At 53.8% G+C, this 18,889-nt stretch carries 12 protein-coding genes; 7 read left to right on the top strand and 5 right to left on the bottom strand.

What is annotated here, in order from left to right; translation table 11 throughout:
* Positions 1 to 115: 115 nt before the first annotated feature.
* The 5 genes from J3P35_RS02095 (at position 116) to J3P35_RS02115 (ending at position 7,201) form a co-directional block, all read left to right on the top strand.
* A complete protein-coding gene (locus J3P35_RS02095) occupies positions 116 to 1,939 on the top strand; it encodes an ABC transporter ATP-binding protein (RefSeq protein ID WP_210462596.1) in 1,824 nt (607 codons plus the stop codon).
* A 186-nt stretch (positions 1,940 to 2,125) separates the two neighbouring features.
* Positions 2,126 to 4,480, top strand: coding sequence for a ribonuclease R (rnr, locus tag J3P35_RS02100; RefSeq protein WP_210462598.1), 2,355 nt, complete (start codon positions 2,126 to 2,128; stop codon positions 4,478 to 4,480).
* Between the two features lie 185 nt (positions 4,481 to 4,665).
* Positions 4,666 to 5,640 carry a polyprenyl synthetase family protein gene (locus J3P35_RS02105; RefSeq protein WP_210462600.1) on the top strand — a complete coding sequence of 325 codons (975 nt, stop codon included), beginning with the start codon at positions 4,666 to 4,668 and terminating at the stop codon, positions 5,638 to 5,640.
* 323 nt (positions 5,641 to 5,963) lie between these two features.
* On the top strand, positions 5,964 to 6,599 hold the full coding sequence (locus tag J3P35_RS02110; protein ID WP_246849910.1) for a rhomboid family intramembrane serine protease: 636 nt from the start codon (positions 5,964 to 5,966) through the stop codon (positions 6,597 to 6,599).
* 101 nt (positions 6,600 to 6,700) lie between these two features.
* On the top strand, positions 6,701 to 7,201 hold the full coding sequence (locus J3P35_RS02115) for a fasciclin domain-containing protein (RefSeq protein WP_210462602.1): 501 nt from the start codon (positions 6,701 to 6,703) through the stop codon (positions 7,199 to 7,201).
* Between the two features lie 131 nt (positions 7,202 to 7,332).
* Here the strand turns inward: J3P35_RS02115 and J3P35_RS02120 are convergent, their stop codons facing one another.
* Together J3P35_RS02120 and J3P35_RS02125 are read right to left on the bottom strand one after the other, a co-directional pair.
* Complete coding sequence (locus J3P35_RS02120) at positions 7,333 to 8,136, bottom strand: DUF4249 domain-containing protein (protein ID WP_210462604.1); 804 nt, start codon at positions 8,134 to 8,136, stop codon at positions 7,333 to 7,335.
* Positions 8,137 to 8,157: 21 nt separating this feature from the next.
* Positions 8,158 to 10,530 (bottom strand): TonB-dependent receptor, encoded by a 2,373-nt coding sequence (locus J3P35_RS02125; RefSeq protein ID WP_210462606.1) that lies wholly within the window; start codon positions 10,528 to 10,530, stop codon positions 8,158 to 8,160.
* A gap of 354 nt (positions 10,531 to 10,884) precedes the next feature.
* Here J3P35_RS02125 and J3P35_RS02130 point away from each other — a divergent pair, with 354 nt between their 5' ends.
* Both J3P35_RS02130 and J3P35_RS02135 read left to right on the top strand, forming a co-directional pair.
* Entirely contained in the window at positions 10,885 to 11,613 is a 729-nt protein-coding gene (locus J3P35_RS02130) for a head GIN domain-containing protein (protein ID WP_210462608.1), read from the top strand.
* 390 nt (positions 11,614 to 12,003) lie between these two features.
* Positions 12,004 to 13,023, top strand: a complete 1,020-nt coding sequence (locus tag J3P35_RS02135) for a hypothetical protein (RefSeq protein ID WP_210462610.1) — start codon at positions 12,004 to 12,006, stop codon at positions 13,021 to 13,023.
* Positions 13,024 to 13,082: 59 nt separating this feature from the next.
* On the opposite strand, the gene J3P35_RS02140 is transcribed toward J3P35_RS02135, so the two are convergent.
* The 3 genes from J3P35_RS02140 to J3P35_RS02150 all read right to left on the bottom strand — a co-directional run bounded on the left by J3P35_RS02140 (position 13,083) and on the right by J3P35_RS02150 (position 18,662).
* Positions 13,083 to 15,401, bottom strand: coding sequence for a patatin-like phospholipase family protein (locus J3P35_RS02140; RefSeq protein WP_210462612.1), 2,319 nt, complete (start codon positions 15,399 to 15,401; stop codon positions 13,083 to 13,085).
* Between the two features lie 352 nt (positions 15,402 to 15,753).
* Positions 15,754 to 17,121, bottom strand: a complete 1,368-nt coding sequence (locus tag J3P35_RS02145; protein WP_210462614.1) for an HTTM domain-containing protein — start codon at positions 17,119 to 17,121, stop codon at positions 15,754 to 15,756.
* 164 nt (positions 17,122 to 17,285) lie between these two features.
* Positions 17,286 to 18,662 carry a M28 family metallopeptidase gene (locus J3P35_RS02150; protein WP_210462616.1) on the bottom strand — a complete coding sequence of 459 codons (1,377 nt, stop codon included), beginning with the start codon at positions 18,660 to 18,662 and terminating at the stop codon, positions 17,286 to 17,288.
* Between the last annotated feature and the right edge of the window lie 227 nt (positions 18,663 to 18,889).

The following is an 18,889-nucleotide window of genomic DNA, read 5'->3' on the forward strand; positions in this document are numbered from 1 at the left end:
CAAAATCCTGCCATAATTCCGCCTCAATCATTAGCTTGTATTCAGGTATGACCGATGAACTTACCTGAAGGGATTCCCTTAAACTGATTCTGCCTTTCCCCATTACCCATTTTACATGTCCTTAGCCACCTTCTTGTTACAGGTAGACCAATTGAACATCGCTTTCAAGGCAGGGCAGGAAGCAGTGGCGGCCGTAAACGGGATTTCCTTTGAGGTCAGGAAAGGAGAGGCGGTAGCCATTGTGGGGGAGTCCGGCTCGGGTAAAACGGTAACCGCCTTATCACTCATGCAGCTCTTGCCCCGGGACGGGGTGCTTACCTCGGGATCTGCTACGTTCCAGTCCCCGGGTTTAGGTCAGATAGACTTATTGAAACTCTCAGAAAAGCAGCTCCCTAAGTTAAGAGGCAAGGAGATTTCCATCATTTTTCAGGACCCAGCGTCTTCTCTGAACCCCGTGATCTCCTGTGGAAAACAGGTAGCAGAGGCTTTGCTCATCCACTTGCCCATTTCCAAGAAAGAGGCTTATTCCCGCACATTGGCGCTTTTTGAGTTGGTGAAGCTACCTGAGCCTGAAAAGATTTTCAAGCGTTTTCCACACGAGCTTTCTGGGGGGCAGAAGCAGCGCATCATGATTGCCATGGCCATGGCCTGCGAGCCTTCTCTCCTCATTGCGGATGAACCTACCACTGCGTTGGATGTCACCGTGCAGGCCGGCATTCTGCAGTTGCTCAATGAACTTCGGCTGAGGAAAGAGATGGCTTTGCTGTTTATTTCCCATGACTTAGGAGTGGTGGCCGAGATCGCTGACCGGATATTGGTCATGTACCAGGGCCGCGTAGTGGAGGAGGGTGCTGTGACGGAGATTTTCAGCAACCCAAGGCATCCGTACACCAAAGCCTTGCTCGCCTGCAGGCCCACCTTGCAAACCCAGGGAAACGTTATGCCCACCCTTTCGGACTTCGTTTCCGGAGAGCTTCAAAGCTATTTTCAGGAAAACGGCTCCCAAACAGAAAGACCTCAGAAAGCAGTGGAAAAAGCGGAGAAAATAAAGGCAAACCAAGACTCATCAAGGGCTGAAGAGCTAGCAGGAAAACCCATCCTGCAAGTACAGGATATCCACGTGGAATTCACCCGAAGCAGATTGTTCTTTTGGCAGCAAAAAGAGGTTGTGAAAGCCGTAAACGGCGTTTCCTTTGAAGTTTTCCCGGGCCAGACTCTGGGCATCGTAGGCGAATCTGGTTGTGGGAAAACCACTCTGGGACGGGCCTTATTGCGGTTAATAGAACCCACCCAGGGGAAAGTAGTTTTCAACAGCAGAGATTGGTCTAATTTGCCCGCCGAAGAACTGAGGAAAAGTCGGAAAGACTTCCAGATGATCTTCCAGAATCCGCTGGCTTCACTTAACCCGATGATGAAAATAGGGGAGGCGATCATGGAACCCATGCAGGTGCATCAGGTGTTACACAGTCATCGGGAGAGAAAGCAGCGTACCCTTGAGTTACTGGAGGCCGTGCAGCTTCTGCCCGAACATTTTCACCGTTATCCCCATGAATTTTCCGGCGGCCAACTGCAGCGTATCTGCATTGCCAGAGCGTTGGCGCTGGAACCCACGTGTATCATCTGTGATGAAATCGTCTCGTCTTTAGACGTATCGGTGCAGGCGCAAGTCCTGAACCTGCTCAACCGTCTCAAGCGCGATTTCAATCTCACACTCCTCTTTATTACCCATGACCTCTCTGTGGCCAGGTTCATGTCTGATCGCCTGTTGGTGATGGACCAGGGCCGCATAGTAGAGCAGGGCCCCGCGCAGCAGATTTTCTCTTCCCCGCAGCAACCTTACACCAAAGCCTTGCTTCAGGCCGTACCGGCCGGGGAGCTGAAGGATATTTTAGCGGCGCAGGAGAAACGAAAAGCGTACAAAGCAAGTATAGAACAATAGATATATTTGCAGGCGCTTCCCTGGCAGAGGCGTTTTTATGCTGTTTTCCTAAAATCAGCCCCTAAACAGCATATTGTAAACACTTTCCAACGTAGAAGGGAAGCAGGATTAAAACATTTTGGCGACTGCAATGCCGCTCAGGTTCTGCCTTTGAAATCAGAATCTATTAGAAATTGAAAAGAATTAATGGAAAGAAAAAGAAGAGGCCCGGGTGCCGGCAGAGATTCAGCCCCGCGGTCTGGTAATACCAGAAAAGACAAAGGCGCCCCACGCCGTGAAAGGGACGGAGGTTCCGGCAGACGCAGTGGCGGTGGCCAGAATTCGGCCGGGCAAGTGTCCAGGGAAGTGCTGTTGAACATCTTCGGGCAGGAGCCCAAGAAGGTGTTCACGTACCGCCAACTGCACCGTCGCCTGGCCGTGACAGACAAAGAAGGCCGCGAACTTGTTTCCGGTCTCCTGAAGAAGATGAGCAAGAACGGCGAGTTGATTTTCCTGCCGGATGATTCCTATATCCTGAACCCTGAGTTCCGGGGCAGCGTGGAGAAAAGCTTTGACCGACCTGAGCGCGGTAGCCGCAGAGAGAGAGATTCTGACCGCGGCGCCACCGTCTCCCGCCGGGGAGGCGCTACCATCGTGGGTAAAGTTGATTTGGCCAACGCCCGCCACGCCTACGTGGTGAGCGAGGAAAGCGAGCAGGACATCCGGGTACCGGTAGAGAAACTCATGTTTGCCATGGACGGCGACACCGTGCGCGTACAACTGCGCAGAACCCGCCGGGCCAATGAACGTCCCGAGGGGGAAGTGGTGGAGGTGATCCAGCGCCAGCGCGAAGAGATTGTAGGCCGTCTGGAGCTGTCCAAAGGTTACGGCTTCATCGTGCCCGACCAGAAGAAAATGTACTTTGACGTATTTGTGGGTGAGCGCGGCCTAGCCGATGCAAACCACGGCGACAAGGTGCTGGTACGCGTAACGGAGTGGCCTGAGGACCCGCAGAAAAGCCCTACGGGCGAGATCATCCGCGTCTTCGGCCCGGCCGGAGAGCACAACGCCGAGATCCACGCCATCATGGCCGAGTTCGGGTTGCCGTTTGAGTTCCCTGAGTCAGTGGAGAAGGAGGCCAATGCCATCCCGGAGAAAATCAACCAGGAGGAAATCGCCAAGCGCCGCGACTTCAGAGACATCACCACGTTCACCATTGACCCGGCCGATGCCAAAGATTTTGACGATGCCCTTAGCATGCGCCAACTGGAGAACGGCAATTGGGAAGTGGGCGTGCACATCGCCGATGTGACCCACTACGTGCAGCCTAACAGCAGACTAGAGAAAGAGGCGTACCGCCGCGCCACCTCGGTGTACCTGGTAGACCGTACCATTCCTATGCTGCCCGAGCGCCTGTCAAACGGACTCTGCTCTCTGCGTCCAAACGAAGACAAACTCACGTTCTCGGTGGTGTTTGAGATTGATGACAACGCCAAGGTCCACAACTACTGGGTAGGCCGTACCATCATCCACTCAGATCGCCGCTTCGCTTACGAAGAAGCCCAGGAGGTGATTGAAACCGGTGAAGGTGACTACGCGCAGGAGATCCTGAAGCTGAACGAGCTGGCCAAGAAATTCAAAGACAAACGCTTCCAGAACGGAGCCGTGAATTTTGAGACCATTGAGGTGAAATTCAAGCTGGACGAGAACGGCAAGCCGCTGCACCTCTACGTGAAAGAGCGCAAAGACGCGCACAAACTCATTGAGGAGTTCATGCTGCTGGCCAACAAGTACGTGGCCGAGCACGTGTACAAGCAACGCAAAGGCAACAAGAAGCTGACCATGGTGTACCGGACGCACGGCGCCCCGGATCCAGAGAAACTGATGAACTTCTCTGTGTTCGCCCGTAAGTTCGGGTACAAGGTAGATCTGGAAGAAGGCAAGGACATCTCCAAGGAGCTGAACAAGCTCGCTGACCAGACCCAGGGCAAGCCCGAGCAGAGCGTGCTGCAGAGCCTGGCCATCAGAACCATGGCCAAAGCCAAATACAGCACCGAGGAGGAAGGTCACTTCGGGTTGGCGTTCGCGCACTACTCGCACTTTACCTCGCCCATCAGACGGTACCCCGATATGATGGCGCACCGCCTCATCTACCAGTATGAGCAGAAAGATTTCTCTGCTGAGAAGGAAGAGTTTGAAGAGCGCAGCCTGCACTCCTCAGACATGGAGAAACGCGCCGCCGAGGCTGAGCGGGCTTCCATCAAGTTCAAACAAGTGGAGTACATCAGCAGCTTCATTGGGCAGCAGTTCAAAGGCATCGTGTCTGGTCTCACAGATTGGGGCATGTACGTGGAGATTGAGGAGAACAAATGCGAAGGCATGGTTCGGCTGGCAGATCTGCAGGACGACTTCTACGAACTGGACTCGGCTAACTACCGCATCATCGGGCAGAACAACAAACGCATAATCTCGTTTGGCGATGAGGTGATAGTGGAGGTGAAAGCCGCCAACGTGCTGGAGCGTACCATTGACCTGACCCTGATTGACACCGTGAAGAAATAAGCGGTTTCTTTGAAAAGCGTTTTCGGGCTCCTTTGCTGAAAAGGGCCGGGAAACGCTTTTTATGGCTTGTGAGTAAAAACAAAAAATGCGGTTTCTTTATTTTACTGTAGCTTTGGCGGTAAGTAAAGAAGCCGCATTTTCATCTAAACCAAAGGACTTTGCCCAATCGCTTAAAAAATACTCCTGTGAATATCTCCCAATTCTCAGAACGTATACAACAGACGCTGTCCACGCTCCGGTACGGGCAGTCCCCCGATGAACTCTATGCCCCCATCCGCTATATGATGGATCTGGGCGGCAAAAGAGTGCGTCCGCTGCTGACAGTCCTGGGCGCTTACCTCTTCCATGACGACGTGGAAAAGGCCCTGATGCCTGCCGCAGGGGTAGAGGTTTTCCATAACTTCACGCTCATGCACGATGACATCATGGACAATGCGCCTTTGCGCCGAGGCCAGGAAACCGTGCACGAGAAATGGAATACCAGCACCGCCATTCTCAGCGGCGATGTGATGCTGGTGCGCGCCTATGAGTGCTTTCTGGGCGTAGACCCGCAGAAATTACCCCAGGTTCTGCAACTGTTCAGTACCTGCGCCGCCGAGGTCTGCGAGGGTCAGCAGCTGGACATGAACTTTGAGAGCCGCCAGGATGTGCGCATTGAGGAATACTTGCACATGATCAAGCTCAAAACGGCTGTGCTGCTGGGCTTCGCGCTGGAACTGGGCGCGCTGCTCAACAACGCCGCCGCCGAGGATGCCCGCCACCTGAAGGAGTTCGGGATCAACATGGGCATTGCCTTCCAGCTCCGCGATGACCTGCTGGATGTGTACGGTGACCAGGCCAAGTTTGGAAAGCGCGTGGGCGGTGACATTGTCTCTGATAAGAAAACGTACCTGCTGCTGAAAGCCCTGGAACGTTCCTCGGCCACCCAGCGCGAGGAATTGAAAAAGTGGCAGGGGCAGGGCGGCAATGGCCGCGAAGCGCAGAAAGTGCAGGCCGTGAAGTCCATCTATGACGAGCTGGACATCCAGGGCACCACCCACAGCCAGATCAACCACTACTTCCAGAAAGCGCTCCACCACCTAAACGAGGTCAACGCCCTCAACAGCAAAAAAGAGCTGCTCCGGCAACTAGCCCTGCAGTTGATTGAGCGCGAGAACTAATGCTTTACATAAGCCTCTGGTAAAACCACAAGCCCTCGGTAGAACTGAGCGTCGGCTTTGCCGATCCGGGGAATGGCTTTCTACTTTCAAGCTAACTGAATTTGAAGTAAGCTGTTTTAGCCCTGTTTTTCTTGAATGGCGCGTAAAACGGCTTCCATGCTTTTGGTTGCTTTTCTGAGTTGCTTTGTCCGCTAAAGGTGATTCTTCCCTCTTAGAATACCCCAGGGAGAATGCCAGTCATCGTCTGAATTGCGCAGGTTTTGCTAACTTGAGCCATTATCTGGGGCTGCTGCCCTATCTATTCTGTACCTATTTAGAGCCACATGCCCATTTCCATCACCTTTGTCATCATTGCCGTTACCGTCCTCGCTTCTTTGTTTGCCTGGCAGAACCAGAACCTGATGGAGAATTGGGTGCATCATCCGCAGTCGGTGGCGCGCAACAATGAGTGGTGGCGACTGCTGACCTCTGGCTTTCTGCACGCCGATTTCATGCATCTCTTCTTCAATATGTTCTCGCTGTACTTCTTCGGGGGTGTGGTGGAGAACCAGTTCATGGGCGTGTTCGGGTTTACCACCGGGGCCATTCTCTACGTGCTGCTTTACCTGGTAGCCATCATTGTCTCGGACCTGCCCACGTACTTCAAACATAAAAACGACAGCCGGTATTACTCTCTGGGCGCCTCGGGCGGGGTGGCGGCCATCATCTTTGCCAGCATCTATTTCAATCCGCTCACAGAGATGCTCATTTTTCCTATTCCTATTCCCATCAGGGGGTACATCTTCGGGGCACTGTATCTTTTCTATTCCTATTACCTGAGCACAAGGTCCAGCGGTGACGGCATCAACCATAGCGCCCACTTCTATGGGGCGGCTTTCGGGTTTGTGGTGAGCATCATTCTGATACCAGGTCAGCTGCTGAATTTCTTCCAAACCATTATCCAATCCATTGGCGGTTAAGATTCTTTTGTATTTACCCTAGCGGCGGGGCTTCGCCTTTTCTTTAAAACTTACGTATACTATTGTAATACAGCGTTTTTAAGGAACAGGAGGGTAGATAAATGTTGAATTTTACGAAGTTATGTCTGGTGTTTTGCATTTGCCTGGGTTTGCAGGCGAACGGCAAAGCTCAGTCTCTAGTGGCCAAGGTGGCGGCTGTCTCTAAAGTAAACCAAACCAGCCTAGGCGAAGGCATTGCGCAGAAAGATCCGGTGCTCCTAGACCTGGTGACCAAAGCAGGCTTAATGCCCATGCTCACCAATGGCGGGGAATACACTTTCTTTGCGCCCTCGGGCCAGGCATTAACCCAGCACCAGAATGATTCGCCGGAACAGCTCAGAAGTTTCTTAGAGCAGCACATTGTGAAAGGAACTCTCACCACCGATGACCTGCGCGACGGTGCTGATATAAAATCAATGGGTGGCAATAACCTGCGCGTCTGCCGCAAGAAAGGAAATCTTATGGTGAGCGGACTGCGCTTGACGAAATCTGACCAACTGTATATGAACGGTGTCTGGCACCAGCTGAGCGGAGCCATCCAAAGCAGCGCCAGTACGCTTTGATAAAAGCATGTGTGAATGCAAAAGGGCCTGCTATTATAGCAGGCCCTTTTTGTTTTAGGCTTGGTTCATAGGTCCGTTTCTAAGCCGGTTTCTGAAAAATAACGCCGAAACGGATTGGAAGGCAGAAGCGATTACCGGATGTTATCTGCCTCCACTTTCCGCTCAATGACAGAAACCGCCGAGGCTCCGAAGTACCCAATGGCTCCGTTGCTGATGTTGCCGGGCGCGTTGGCTGGTGGGGCATCAAACGGGCCGCCGGTGTAGTACTGCATGCGTGAAAGCACCCGGAAAAACTCGTACCCAGGCCGGTCCAGCGAGAGCATTTCCACCTTCATCACATCGCCCTCTTCCAGTTCAATGCCAATCTCGGGGTCGCCGTAATTGCCGTCGTAGAGGTCATCGTTAATGGCTACTATTTCTTTGTCGCGCTCGCCGTTCACGTAGATGTTGAACTTGTAGAGATCGCCTTTGCCAGCCGGTTCCCGGAAGAAGATGGTGGCGTAGTAGCCCTCTTCTACCTGGGCATTGCCTTCCTTGAAATGGTAGGTAAGGGAATCAAGGGTGCTCACGGGTTTCAGGAAGCTGCTGGCGGTGTATTCCTGTCCGTTCAGTTGCACGTTGAGGTAGTACGTGTTGCCGCGTTTGCCTTGCAGTTGACCCGTTTGGTACAGGCCGTTGCCTTTCGCTTGCAGGGTTTCCTCAAAGCCCTCGCTGTCTTTTATACGCACCACAGCGTTTTCCAGCCCGGCGGCCGGACCTTGGTTCAGGTAGCCTTTTGAGGTAGAGATGCGCACGGTGTAAGGTCCCGGTTGATCGGTGACTAAGCCTTCGATGACCACTTTGGCGGCGTCCTCAGGTAAATCGTAGTCAATGACTTCCTCGCAGCTGCTGAACAGGAACAGGGAGGAAAACAGGAGGAACAGGTACTTTTTCATGATCTATTCTGGGTAATTCACTTAGAAATTGAAGTTGTAAGTAATTGCCGGGATGATCCCGAACATGTAGGTTTTCACGGCCTCGGTCTTGCTGGCATCGTCTTCGTTTTCCCGGAAGGCGATAGAGAAGGCGTTTTTGCGGTTGTAGGCATTGTAGAGCGAGAGGCTCCAACTGCTGTCATGCTTCTTGCCGGTAAGGCTGCGCGGACGGTCATAGGTCACGGCTAAATCCAGGCGGTGGTAAGCGGGCAAGCGGAACCCGTTGCGCGAGGAGTAGATAGGATAGGAGTGCCCCTCGTACTCAAATCGGCCAACCGGCATGGTGGTGGCCCCGCCGGTGGCGTACGTCCAGTTGGCCCCGAAGCTCCAGCGTAGGTTCAGTTGGTAAGTAGAAACCACGTTCACCGAGTGGCGGCGGTCATAGCGTACCGGGTAAGCTTTGCCACCGTTGATGCCGGGCACCGTACGGTCGGTTTTAGACCAGGTGTAGCCAATCCAGCCGGTGAAATCGCCTTTCTGTTTGCGCAGCATAAACTCCGCGCCGTAAGAGGTGCCGGAGCCACGCAACAGCACCGTGTCAATGCGGTTGTTCAGGAACACATCAGAATTGTCTTTGTAGTCAATCTGGTTCTGCATCCACTTGTAGTACACCTCCACCGAGGCCTCAAACATGTTGTCCTGGAAGTTGCGGAAGTACCCGGCGGCCACCTGATCGGCGATCTGCGGTTTGGTGTAGTGGTTGCTGGGTACCCACACGTCAAAAGGCAACGAGGCGGTGGAGTTAGACAGCAGGTGCAGGTACTGGCGCATGCGGTTGTAAGAGACCTTCAACGAGCTTTTCTCGTCTACCTGATACTTAGCTGAGAAGCGCGGCTCCAAGCCCATGTAGTCTTTGATCACCTCCAGAGAGCCGTAGTCTTTGCGCCCGATCTTGGTAAAACCATCCTCGGCGTACTCATAGATGGTGCCTTTGCCCACGTTGGCGAAATAGGAGAAGCGCAGGCCGTACTCCATGGAAAGGCGCGGCGTGATCTCATACTGGTGGCTCAGGTACGCGGCGGCTTCCAGGGCATTGCTGCCCGCCAGCCTGATCTCGTTGAAGTACGACTCTGGGCCCGGTTTTACTACGCCCGGCTGAAACCGGTGGAACGTGCCTACCCACCCAAACTTGAACTGGTGTTGCGGATTCAGGTAATAGGTATAGTCGTTTTTGAGGCTGTAGTCAATGATGTGCGAGGTCCAGGTGAACTCAGAGGATTTCTCTTTGGAGCCCAGCGAGTAGTCAAAATCGGAGAAGATGAGGGTGGTGTTGGTGAACAGCCTGTCGTTGAAGAGGTGGTTCCAGCGCAGGGTGGCCGTGGCGTTGCCCCAGTCAAAGGCGCCGGAGTTGTTGCCTGCCACATCGCGCCCGAAGTACCCGCTCACGAACAGCCTATCCTTCGGACCCAGAATGTAGTTTGCTTTCAGATTGAGGTCATAGAAATAGAGCTGGTTGTCTTTGATACCCTCGTCTGAGCTGAGTTTGAAGAACACATCGGCGTAGGTTCTACGGCCAGAGAGGATAAACGAGCTCTTGTCTTTCACGATGGGCGCTTCCACGGTGAGGCGACTGCTCAACGTCCCGATTCCGCCCGAGGCGGCAAAGCGCTTGCTGTTTCCTTCTTTCATCCGGATGTCCAGCAGCGAGGACAACCTGCCGCCGTGCTCCGCCGGGATGCCGCCTTTGTAGAGCTGCACGTCCTTGATGGCATCGGCGTTAAACACCGAGAAGAAGCCCATGAGGTGGGAGGCGTTGTACACGGGAGCCTCGTCCAGCAAAATCAGGTTCTGGTCCACGCCGCCGCCGCGTACGTAGAAGCCACTGGTACCCTCGCCGGCAGTCTGCACGCCCGGCGTCATCTGGATGGCCTTGATCACGTCCACCTCGCCCATGAGCGCCGGCATTTTCTTGAGTTCGGCTACCTGCATCTTCATGGTGCTCATTTCCATGCTGCGCACGTTCTCGTCCTTCACATCGGTGTTGGTCACTACTACTTCCTGCAGGGTGGTTTGGTCGCTTCTAAGCTCAATGTTAAGTTTCTGCGGGGAGGAAAGGTTTACGGTTTGGGTGTGCGTGGCAAAACCCAGATAGCTCACCGCCACGGTGTAGGTGCCCTGCGGCAGGGTAAGGGAGAAGAAGCCGTACTCGTTCGTGGCCGCGCCCACGCCCGAGAGTTCGCGCACGCTCACAGTGGCCCCAATGAGGCCCTCGCCGGAGGATTGGTCTTTCACGTAGCCGCTGAGGGTGAGTTTCTGTTGGGCATTCCCGGCAAAAGGAAGAAGCGATAGGAGCACGCAGAAAGACAGCAACAGCAGATTTCTGTGATAAATGGGAAAGGGTTTGCTGAAAATCATAACTATGTAATCTCTGGTACATTGGGAATATGACCACAAACCTATCTTTTACCCCTATATCTTCATTTCTATATATGACGGAGAAGGCCTATTCTTAGCCCAACCTGGATAAATAAGGCTTGAAACAACCATGACATAGAGGCCAGAAACCAGGAAAACGGCCTGAAAGGGATTTTCAGAATGCGGCACCTTTATCCCAGAATTTAAATTCATGAGAGGCTTGGGAAGGAATTGTCTGAACTGAGTGCATTGTGATTTGAGGCTATTTTAGGAAAAACGGCAAATAAATGCGCACGGCCGTGCAACCCTTAGCGGGTATGGCTCATCTTTAGAATGAAACGTAACGCTACTCCTATGAAAAAAACCAACTTGTTTCCTCTGCTGGCTGTACTGGCCCTCATTGCCTCCTTGTCTTCCTTCAGGGTGGCCAGCCGCTCTGTTTTTGATGAGCAGACCCGTAATGTACCGGCCTTCCATGCCATAGGGCTGGCTTATCCGGCCAACGTGATCCTGCGCCAGGGCAGCACCCAAAGCCTGAAAGTAGAGGGCGACAAAGACCAGTTGGCAGATCTGGTAACGGAGGTGAAAGACGGCCGCCTTTCCATCAAGAGAAAAGACGAGGACAGAAACTGGAACTGGTCTTCTAACAACAATGACCGCGTCACCATCTACATCACCGTACCCATGGTAGACCACCTGGCGGTAAGCGGCTCGGGCAAGATCAAAGGGGAGGGTACTTTCAAGGCCAAATCCATGGACCTGGCGGTGAGCGGCTCCGGTGGCATCCAGCTGAACGCCAACGTAGAGGACCTGTCCAGCCGTATCTCGGGCTCCGGCAGCATTGAACTGAGAGGCGAAGGCCAGCAGAGCACCATCTCGGTGAGCGGCTCAGGTTCCCTCAAAGGTTTTGAGTTCAAGACCTCCGATGCCAAGATAAGCATCAGCGGCTCGGGCACCTGCGAGATCAACGCCACCTCCACGCTTAAATCCAGCATCAGCGGCAGCGGCCGGGTTTCTTATGAGGGATCGCCCAGCGTAGACAGCCGCGTGAGTGGCAGCGGCACCGTGAAGAAACGCGGTTAATTCAAGTGAGTTATCTGCCGTTCCGGAGGGCTAAAGAAAGACATCGTTTTTACCCTGTTTTCCGGAAATCGGCTTTAAAACGGCTTACCTGCTAATAGTTGTAACAGGCAAAAGCCAGGGTGTAGGGGAAATCGGGCTGCATTTCTTCAGATTTTTTGGATCTGGTGTTTGTAGAGAGACATGAAATAAAGCTTCCGATTTCCCTTCACTTCTGGTGAACTGCCAGGCCTGAAGTTATACTATTTGCCTGAAATTCAATCAATACTCTTTTCTGTTTTAAGCCTCGTTTCGTAGAACTGTGTTCAAAGAAACGGGGCTTTTTCCTGCCTTTATCTTAGCTACTGAGGGAGATATGGGGGTAAAGTGCAGGTTATCGGTCTCAAGAAGAAGATGCCCCGAACTACCTCTTCTATGAAAATCTACTTCTCCCCGGCGCTCCTGCTCTTGGTTCTGTTTCTTCAAACCGCCTGCATGCGGGTCTATGAGCCGGTGGTCTCCGGTGACCGGCTGTCTTCGCTGCCCACACCCAGTCATGGCAAAGAAGTGGAGGTATTTTTCCCCGGTGAACGACCCTCTGATACAGCCTATGTGAAAATTGCCGTGGTGGAGGAGAAGGCAGAAGGCGAGGTAGCGTACGCGCAGTTGGTAGAGCAACTCAGGAAAAAAGCGCAGAAGCAGGGCCTTGACGCAATCCTCATCCTGGGCAAAACCCAGGGCACCCAACTGAAAAACGATGCCACCTTGTTTGAGGTCATCCTGGAGATAGCTTCCGGCGACGAGATCAAGGACAACTATTACTCCGTCACTACCCACGAACTGAGCGCCGTGGGCATCAAATACAAACGTAACCTGCAGTACCTGCCCCAGTACGTGCAAAGCAAGCGCATTTACGTCCTGGAGAAAGGTCAGGAGCTTCTGTTGGCCACAGTGGCCGTTGACCACTTGGGACAGGACCAGAAAGTAACGTACCAAAATGTGAACGATACGCCTACCTACCAGAGGTTCGTGCACCGGTACAGCTTAGACCATCTCCTGAAAGAGCAGGGCCCTCACTGGCATTACCTGGAGGAGAACGGACTGGTGGTGAGAAGAAAACTCCTAAGCATGGATGGCAGCGGCCCTATCAAGAACATCAAGATCAGTTACAATGCGGCCCAATTACCCGAGAAACTGGAAATCCGCCACCCAGTCACGGCTCTGCCCGAGGTTCTTACCATCACTTACAACTCACAGGGGCAGGTCACCCAGAAACACATCTACCGCAATAAGCAGCTCGTCTTACAGGAAACCAACACGTATGGTGCTGATGGTAAACTGGTGAGCACCCTGCATGAGAAAGTACAGCACGGCCAGACCATCCCCTTCCTGAAAACCGTCTACGACTACTACAACCTGCTTTCCCTAAACTGACCTACAGGTTCTGTTTTAGCGCCTCTTTTCTGAAAAAAGCCCCTAAACCCGCTGCACGGTTATTGCAGCGTGCGTGGCCGGTACAACAGGAAACCAACGTGCCCAAATACGCCCCAGCGATGCTCATCATTGTCAAAGTGGATGAAGTGCAAAGCCGCCGGCCCTATGGGCAGATGCAAAATAACCCCGGTGCTGGCCGTGAGTCTTGGGCGCTCAAACCCTTTGGTCCTGATGGCTTCCTGCATAGGGCCTTCTTCTAGTAAGCCATGGATCACGTGCACATAGGTCTCGGTGCGCCATTCAAACTTGGTCAGGAAGGTGGTAGAGTACCGCAGACCCGCTGCCCCAAACCTGCTGGCGCGGTACTTGTCCAGGAACAGCGTGCGGGAATCTGGCAGTGGCGCAAAAATCGGAGAGCTGGTGAGCGATGACCGGTAATTAGAGAAGGTGCCCTGCGTGCTGACTACCCCTTCCAGAAAATAACCCCAGGTACTTCTATCCTTGTTGAAAGGGAAATATTCTTCCAGCGTACCAGAGATCTGGAGCCATTGATGGTCTGCCGTGCGTCTGTCCGGGTTCAGGGAGGTAGTGCCTGGTTTGTACGCTTCCTCACCCATCACCCCCCGGATGCCCATCACCGCCCTGCGGCCGCGCGTGGAGTACATCTTCCGGTTCAGGGAGTTGCGCTCAAACCGAATAGCCGCCGTGTAGCCGGTGAAATCAGTTTCGTCCAGCACATCCTCAGAGGAAACGGTCCTCACGTTGGCGTACTCATCCTCGTTGGAGAAATACGAGACATCCGTTACTACCCGGCTCCTGAAATTATGGCTGAAGCCGGCTTGCACGCCCAATTTGAAATCACGCTGGCGCACCTGGGTGCTGGCGGCATCGCGGTTCAGGAAGTCGTTTACGTCACGGTAGTTGAGGGAGCTGTACATCACCGATGGTTCCACGTAGAACGGCAGCTTGGCTGGTATATTCACCCGGAAGCCGAACTGCCCGGCGGCATAGAACCGGCCTATGTTGGCGTTGGCGCCCACGGTGTACAGCAACCGGTTCAGGTAACGGTACTCCAAGCCCAGGTACAGGTTGTCTACCGGCCTGGTACTGAAAACGGCCCCCACCTCGGCGGTGGCATTGTTGCTCTGCTGCGCGTCAATGCTTAGCTCATAACCTCCGGCCAGACTGTCAAAACGGATGCGCGGATAAATCCCTTTGAAGAAATCATTGGCAGCCAGCCGGTAGTAGCCTTCCTCAATGTCGCCAATCTCATATTGGTTGTCATCGCCGCGGCGAAAGAAGTTGCGCACGTAGTTGTGCTGGTTTTCTTTCAGGCCCTGGATCTTGACGCTGGCGAAACGCGGCGGGGGTGCCTGCTTCTGGAACGCCTGCCGTCTTTGCTGCAAGCTCACCGAGTCTACCTCGCGCCGGATGCGCTGTTTCATGAGCGGCAGCTTTTCCTCGGTGGCTTTTACCCCGATATCAATCAGGTCCCGCACGCGGTCAAAGGCAGTGGTGCCGTACCCTTCCAGATCGGGTTGGATGAGGATGCCGTTGGGGCCTACCGCCAGGGTATCTGCTACGTCAAAGCCCAGGAAAACCAGGGAAGAGCTCAACAGTTCATCGTCCTTTTCATGCGGGTATTTCTTGAAGGAAACATCGCCCACGTTCACGCCAATGATGATGTCCGGCTTAAACTCGGAGCGCATCACATCGGTGGGGAAGTTGTTGAACAAGCCTCCGTCAAAGAGGTAGCGCCCATCGGCCTGCCGGATGGGCCGGAACGCCAGCGGCACCGCCATGGAGTTACGCACGGCATCGGCCAGAGACCCGCCGCGCTGCACGATCTGCTGGCGGGTAAAGATTTCGGCGGTAAGGCTACGATAAGGCACAAACAACCTGTTGAAGTCATACTTAGAAATGGCTCCGCCCGCCGCCAGGGTAGAAGCCAGGGCATAGTTCAGGTTCACGTCGCTTACCAGTCCGCTGGTGGTCTGTACTTTGATGCTTTTCTGCAGGGAGATGGGTAAGCGCAATGCTGCCGGCGAGGGGTCTAAGCTGAAATAGTTGAAGGCGTGTTCTTCCAGCGGTCGGCCAGAAACCCAGTACTGGAATTTAGGCGACAACACCAGGTCTTCAATGTCCTGGGGCGAGTAGCCGGCGGCGTACAGCGCACCCACCACAGAGCCCATACTGGTGCCCACAATGTAGTCAATGGGAATGTTGTTTTTCTCCAGCACTTTAAGCACGCCCACGTGGGCCAAGCCTTTTGCGCCGCCGCCGCTGAGCACCAGGCCCACTTTCTGGGCAGAGGCTTGCCAGGATACAAATAACAGCAGGAACAGGAATACCCTTAACCGAGATAAGAGTTTAATCATATGAAATCTGACTAGAATATGGATCTGAAAGAATTGGCTTATTGCAATTGCTCTGTTCTCCTGGAAGCAGAAAGGGGGGACTTTTTCTGTTAAACGAGAAAACCGGTAAGGAAACACTAAAAATCAAAGGCAAAGCCGCTTAGGAGCACTTACTGGCATAGCCCGGAAAAGGTTGGAGTCCTGAACCAGAAAAGGCTTGGTTTTATCTTACCTGCCAAAGGCAAGGCAAATCTGCCCAGGAATCTTGCACAAATCAGAGGAGCACGGGCGCGTGTGCAGAGAAAGGAAGTTCCGTTTCAGGCCTGTTTCAGGGATTTCAGCCGCAAAACACCATTGCGGGAGGTAGGGAAATTCAAGGGCGCTTGGTCTCCTGCAGCGGGACAATCCAGGGAGAATGCTGATGTGGCAACCAGGGAACCCCGGCCAGGTTCACCGTAGAATCTACCAGAGGCTGGGAAGGTCGTTTGTTGAGGCTCACCTGGGTGTGGGCAAACACTTGCACTTGCTTGTAGCCCTGTTGCCGGTACTTACGCTCCAGAAACTGACAGTATTGCCACAGAAGGTCTGGGTGCGTGGCTACGGTACGGGCTTGTTTTGGAGTGAGATGGTTCTCTGGATACTCCCAGAACAGCTGGTTATCTGCCAGCACTTTGAAGCTGGCATAGCCGCTTTTGGTGCGCAGCATCATGTGCCAGGACATGCGGTGCCCTTCCTCGGTCCAGTTAGGGTTGCCCGGAAACCACCAGTGCCGCAGCGGCAGCAGAACCTGTATAAGCAAATGAATCCCCAGAAGCCAGAAGAAAAGCCTTTCTCCGGTGCTTATTTCCCGAACCGGGTTCTCAGAGGCAGTGAATACCGGCTTCCTCCGGAGGAGCCTTCTTCTGATGGTTTCCGGCGGAAAGAAGAACAAACACAAGGCCAGCGCCAGGTACGGGAAAATACCGATATGGAAGATGGCCGAGTTGAAGCCGTGGAAGAAGATGGCCATGCAGAAGGCCAGGACCCGCGTACGTGGCCAGAGCAGCAGCGGAACAATGAGGAGGTCAAAGAAGATACCGCCGTACACCACCAGTTTCTGAAACCAAGCCTGCTGTAGTAGCCCGCCAATGAGCCAGAAATGCGTTTTGTTCCCAAACCAGACTTTAATGGGAATACCCGCCAGCCAATCTGCGTTCATTTTAGCAACGGCGGCGTAGGTATAGACAATTGCCATCTGGGTCACAAACACCAGCAGGCACCAGCGGGGGCAGGAAAGGGATTTCAGCTCCGGCTTGCGTCTGGCATCCAGAGAGGCGTACCGGTGGGCGGGCACCAGCAGCATCAGGAAACACAGCACCAGCAACAGGTAATAGTGGTTGTTGTAGCTGGTTTTCTGCATGAGGTAAGCGCCCCACCAAAGCACGGTAAAGAGGATGATGCTGGCCCGGTAATACAACCCTACCATTACCAGCAAGCCCAATACGGCCATGGTGCCATAGTAGAAGTACATGCCGTTACCGGGCAAAGGCCTGAGCCACTCAAACCCGATGAACGGGAAAAAGACCGTGGGCTCTACCAGGTTCTTCTTCACCCAGCCCGTTAGAATGGCACCGGCCGTCTCCAGAAACAACAGCAAGCCAAACAACCACCGGAACACAATAAGCGGCGCATTGTCTACCGGTTCACGGAGCCAGGTCAGGAACGAGGGTTTAGAAGTTTGTAAGACTGCGGTTGAGCCCATGGATAGTTGTACTCCAGGCAAAATAAAACAGTTGAATGTACAAGTCTACGGTTCTTTGCCCATGAAGTAAACCAAAAGAAAATGTCTTACACCAAAACAGCCTGGCATTACAAGTGCCGGGCTGTTTTGAAGGTGTTTTCAGGAAAAAAGGCCTGAAATGCTCTTTACCGGAGAGGCTTGGGAACCACCGGTAAGCTTTCGTGCCCCTCAGCATCTACTGCCTGCACGGCAAAGAAATAATTGTCTTTGGAGTACGGCAGGGTAGTGGTGGTGCCGTCTACGTAGATTTTCTTCTCCCACATAGGCGATGACGTCTCACGCATGAGAATGTAGTAGCCGGTTGGTCTCTCGCCTTTGGACGGGGCTTTCCAGCGCAGCTCGGTTTGGTTCGTGAGGTTGCTGGTGACTACGCCTACTTCCTCGGGTGAGGCCGGTGCCAAGGCCAGGTTGGCTAACGTAGCCAGGTTCATGGCGGTGTTCTTGCGCACGTACTCAAAATCTACGTGCTCCGGGAAGTCGCCGTAGTTGATGCCGTTCTCGGTGCGTACGTTCTGGTGCTGGTAGCGGTAATTTTCGTTCATTTCACACACCCTAATGGCCGTGAAACCCGCCTGGCTGAACGGCGTGTGGTCTCCGCCGCGCAGGAAGCGGTCGGTGCGGTAGTTCAGCACCACTTCCAGTTGCGGCACGTAGCGGGCGGTCATCTCTTTCATGTAACGAGCCAGCTGGCGGCTGCGGCTGTCGTTCTCGCCGCCAATGCTTTTGCGCAGGGCAGCCATTTCCGGGGTCTCATACGCAGGTACGCCTTCAGAGAAAATCCGCACGCGGGTATTGTCTTTAAGGTTGGTCTCGTCTGAGAAAGAGTTACCTATCATGTCATTGTTGAGCATGGCTACCAGGTTCCAGTTCTCGGCCTTGGCTTTTTCTGCCAGGTGCTTGGCCCCGTACAGACCTTGCTCTTCGCCCTGCACGCACACAAAGATGATAGTAGCTGGGAACTGCTGCTTGGCCATCACGCGGGCCAGTTCAATGACCGCGGCAGTACCGGAGCCATCGTCATTCGCGCCGGGGGCTTTGCCTTTGACGTCCATCACATCGGTGTTGCGGGTGTCTATGTGGCCGCTGACAATGAACACACGGTCATCGGTAGGATCGGTGCCTTTGAGGGTAGCCATTACGTTGGCCATCTCCACGTCTTCCTTGATGCGGCGGCCATCGGCTTTCACAATGTATTTGTCCTGGGTTACGGTCATGCGTCCGCCCGAGGTGGCGGCGGCTTTCTCCAGCTCGGCCTGGGCCCAGTTGCGGGCTGCGCCAATGCCTTTCTTCTTGTCTTTGACGGTACTCAGTGAATGGCGGGTCTCAAAGCCTACCAGCCCGCGCACCAAACGCTCCAGTTCCTGAGCCGAGACCTGCTCAGTCATGGTCTTGATGGTGGGATCGGTTCTGATGATGTCCTGGGCCGAGGTAAGGTTAGTAAGGAAAAGTAAACCCAGGGCGGCGGAACCCGCACGGGCAAACGAGGAAACAGAAGTAAACATAAATGGGGTTGTGGCTTTGTTTGTATAACCTGACCTGTAATTTCCGGATTATTCCGCAGAAACCAATGGTAAAGCGCTGGACAGAAAGCGAAAAACGGTTTAGGCCCTGTTTCCCGGAAAAGAAGGCAGAAACGGCAGGGTGCAAAAATGTTCTCCGTGGAACATTTTACAGGCAAAGCAACGTGAACTGGTGTTAGTACGTTTTACCTAAACCACCAATTGCAGAA

The organism is Rufibacter roseolus, from assembly GCF_017916365.1.
Taxonomy (GTDB): domain Bacteria; phylum Bacteroidota; class Bacteroidia; order Cytophagales; family Hymenobacteraceae; genus Nibribacter; species Nibribacter roseolus.

Excerpts from the sequence above, each read along its gene's own strand:
- J3P35_RS02095 (WP_210462596.1), top strand. The coding sequence starts at position 116 with ATGTCCTTAGCCACCTTCTTGTTACAGGTAGACCAATTGAACATCGCT.
- rnr (WP_210462598.1), top strand. The coding sequence starts at position 2,126 with ATGGAAAGAAAAAGAAGAGGCCCGGGTGCCGGCAGAGATTCAGCCCCG.
- J3P35_RS02110 (WP_246849910.1), top strand. The coding sequence starts at position 5,964 with ATGCCCATTTCCATCACCTTTGTCATCATTGCCGTTACCGTCCTCGCT.
- J3P35_RS02115 (WP_210462602.1), top strand. The coding sequence starts at position 6,701 with ATGTTGAATTTTACGAAGTTATGTCTGGTGTTTTGCATTTGCCTGGGT.
- J3P35_RS02120 (WP_210462604.1), bottom strand. The coding sequence starts at position 8,136 with ATGAAAAAGTACCTGTTCCTCCTGTTTTCCTCCCTGTTCCTGTTCAGC.
- J3P35_RS02125 (WP_210462606.1), bottom strand. The coding sequence starts at position 10,530 with ATGATTTTCAGCAAACCCTTTCCCATTTATCACAGAAATCTGCTGTTG.
- J3P35_RS02130 (WP_210462608.1), top strand. The coding sequence starts at position 10,885 with ATGAAAAAAACCAACTTGTTTCCTCTGCTGGCTGTACTGGCCCTCATT.
- J3P35_RS02135 (WP_210462610.1), top strand. The coding sequence starts at position 12,004 with ATGCCCCGAACTACCTCTTCTATGAAAATCTACTTCTCCCCGGCGCTC.
- J3P35_RS02140 (WP_210462612.1), bottom strand. The coding sequence starts at position 15,401 with ATGATTAAACTCTTATCTCGGTTAAGGGTATTCCTGTTCCTGCTGTTA.
- J3P35_RS02145 (WP_210462614.1), bottom strand. The coding sequence starts at position 17,121 with ATGGGCTCAACCGCAGTCTTACAAACTTCTAAACCCTCGTTCCTGACC.
- J3P35_RS02150 (WP_210462616.1), bottom strand. The coding sequence starts at position 18,662 with ATGTTTACTTCTGTTTCCTCGTTTGCCCGTGCGGGTTCCGCCGCCCTG.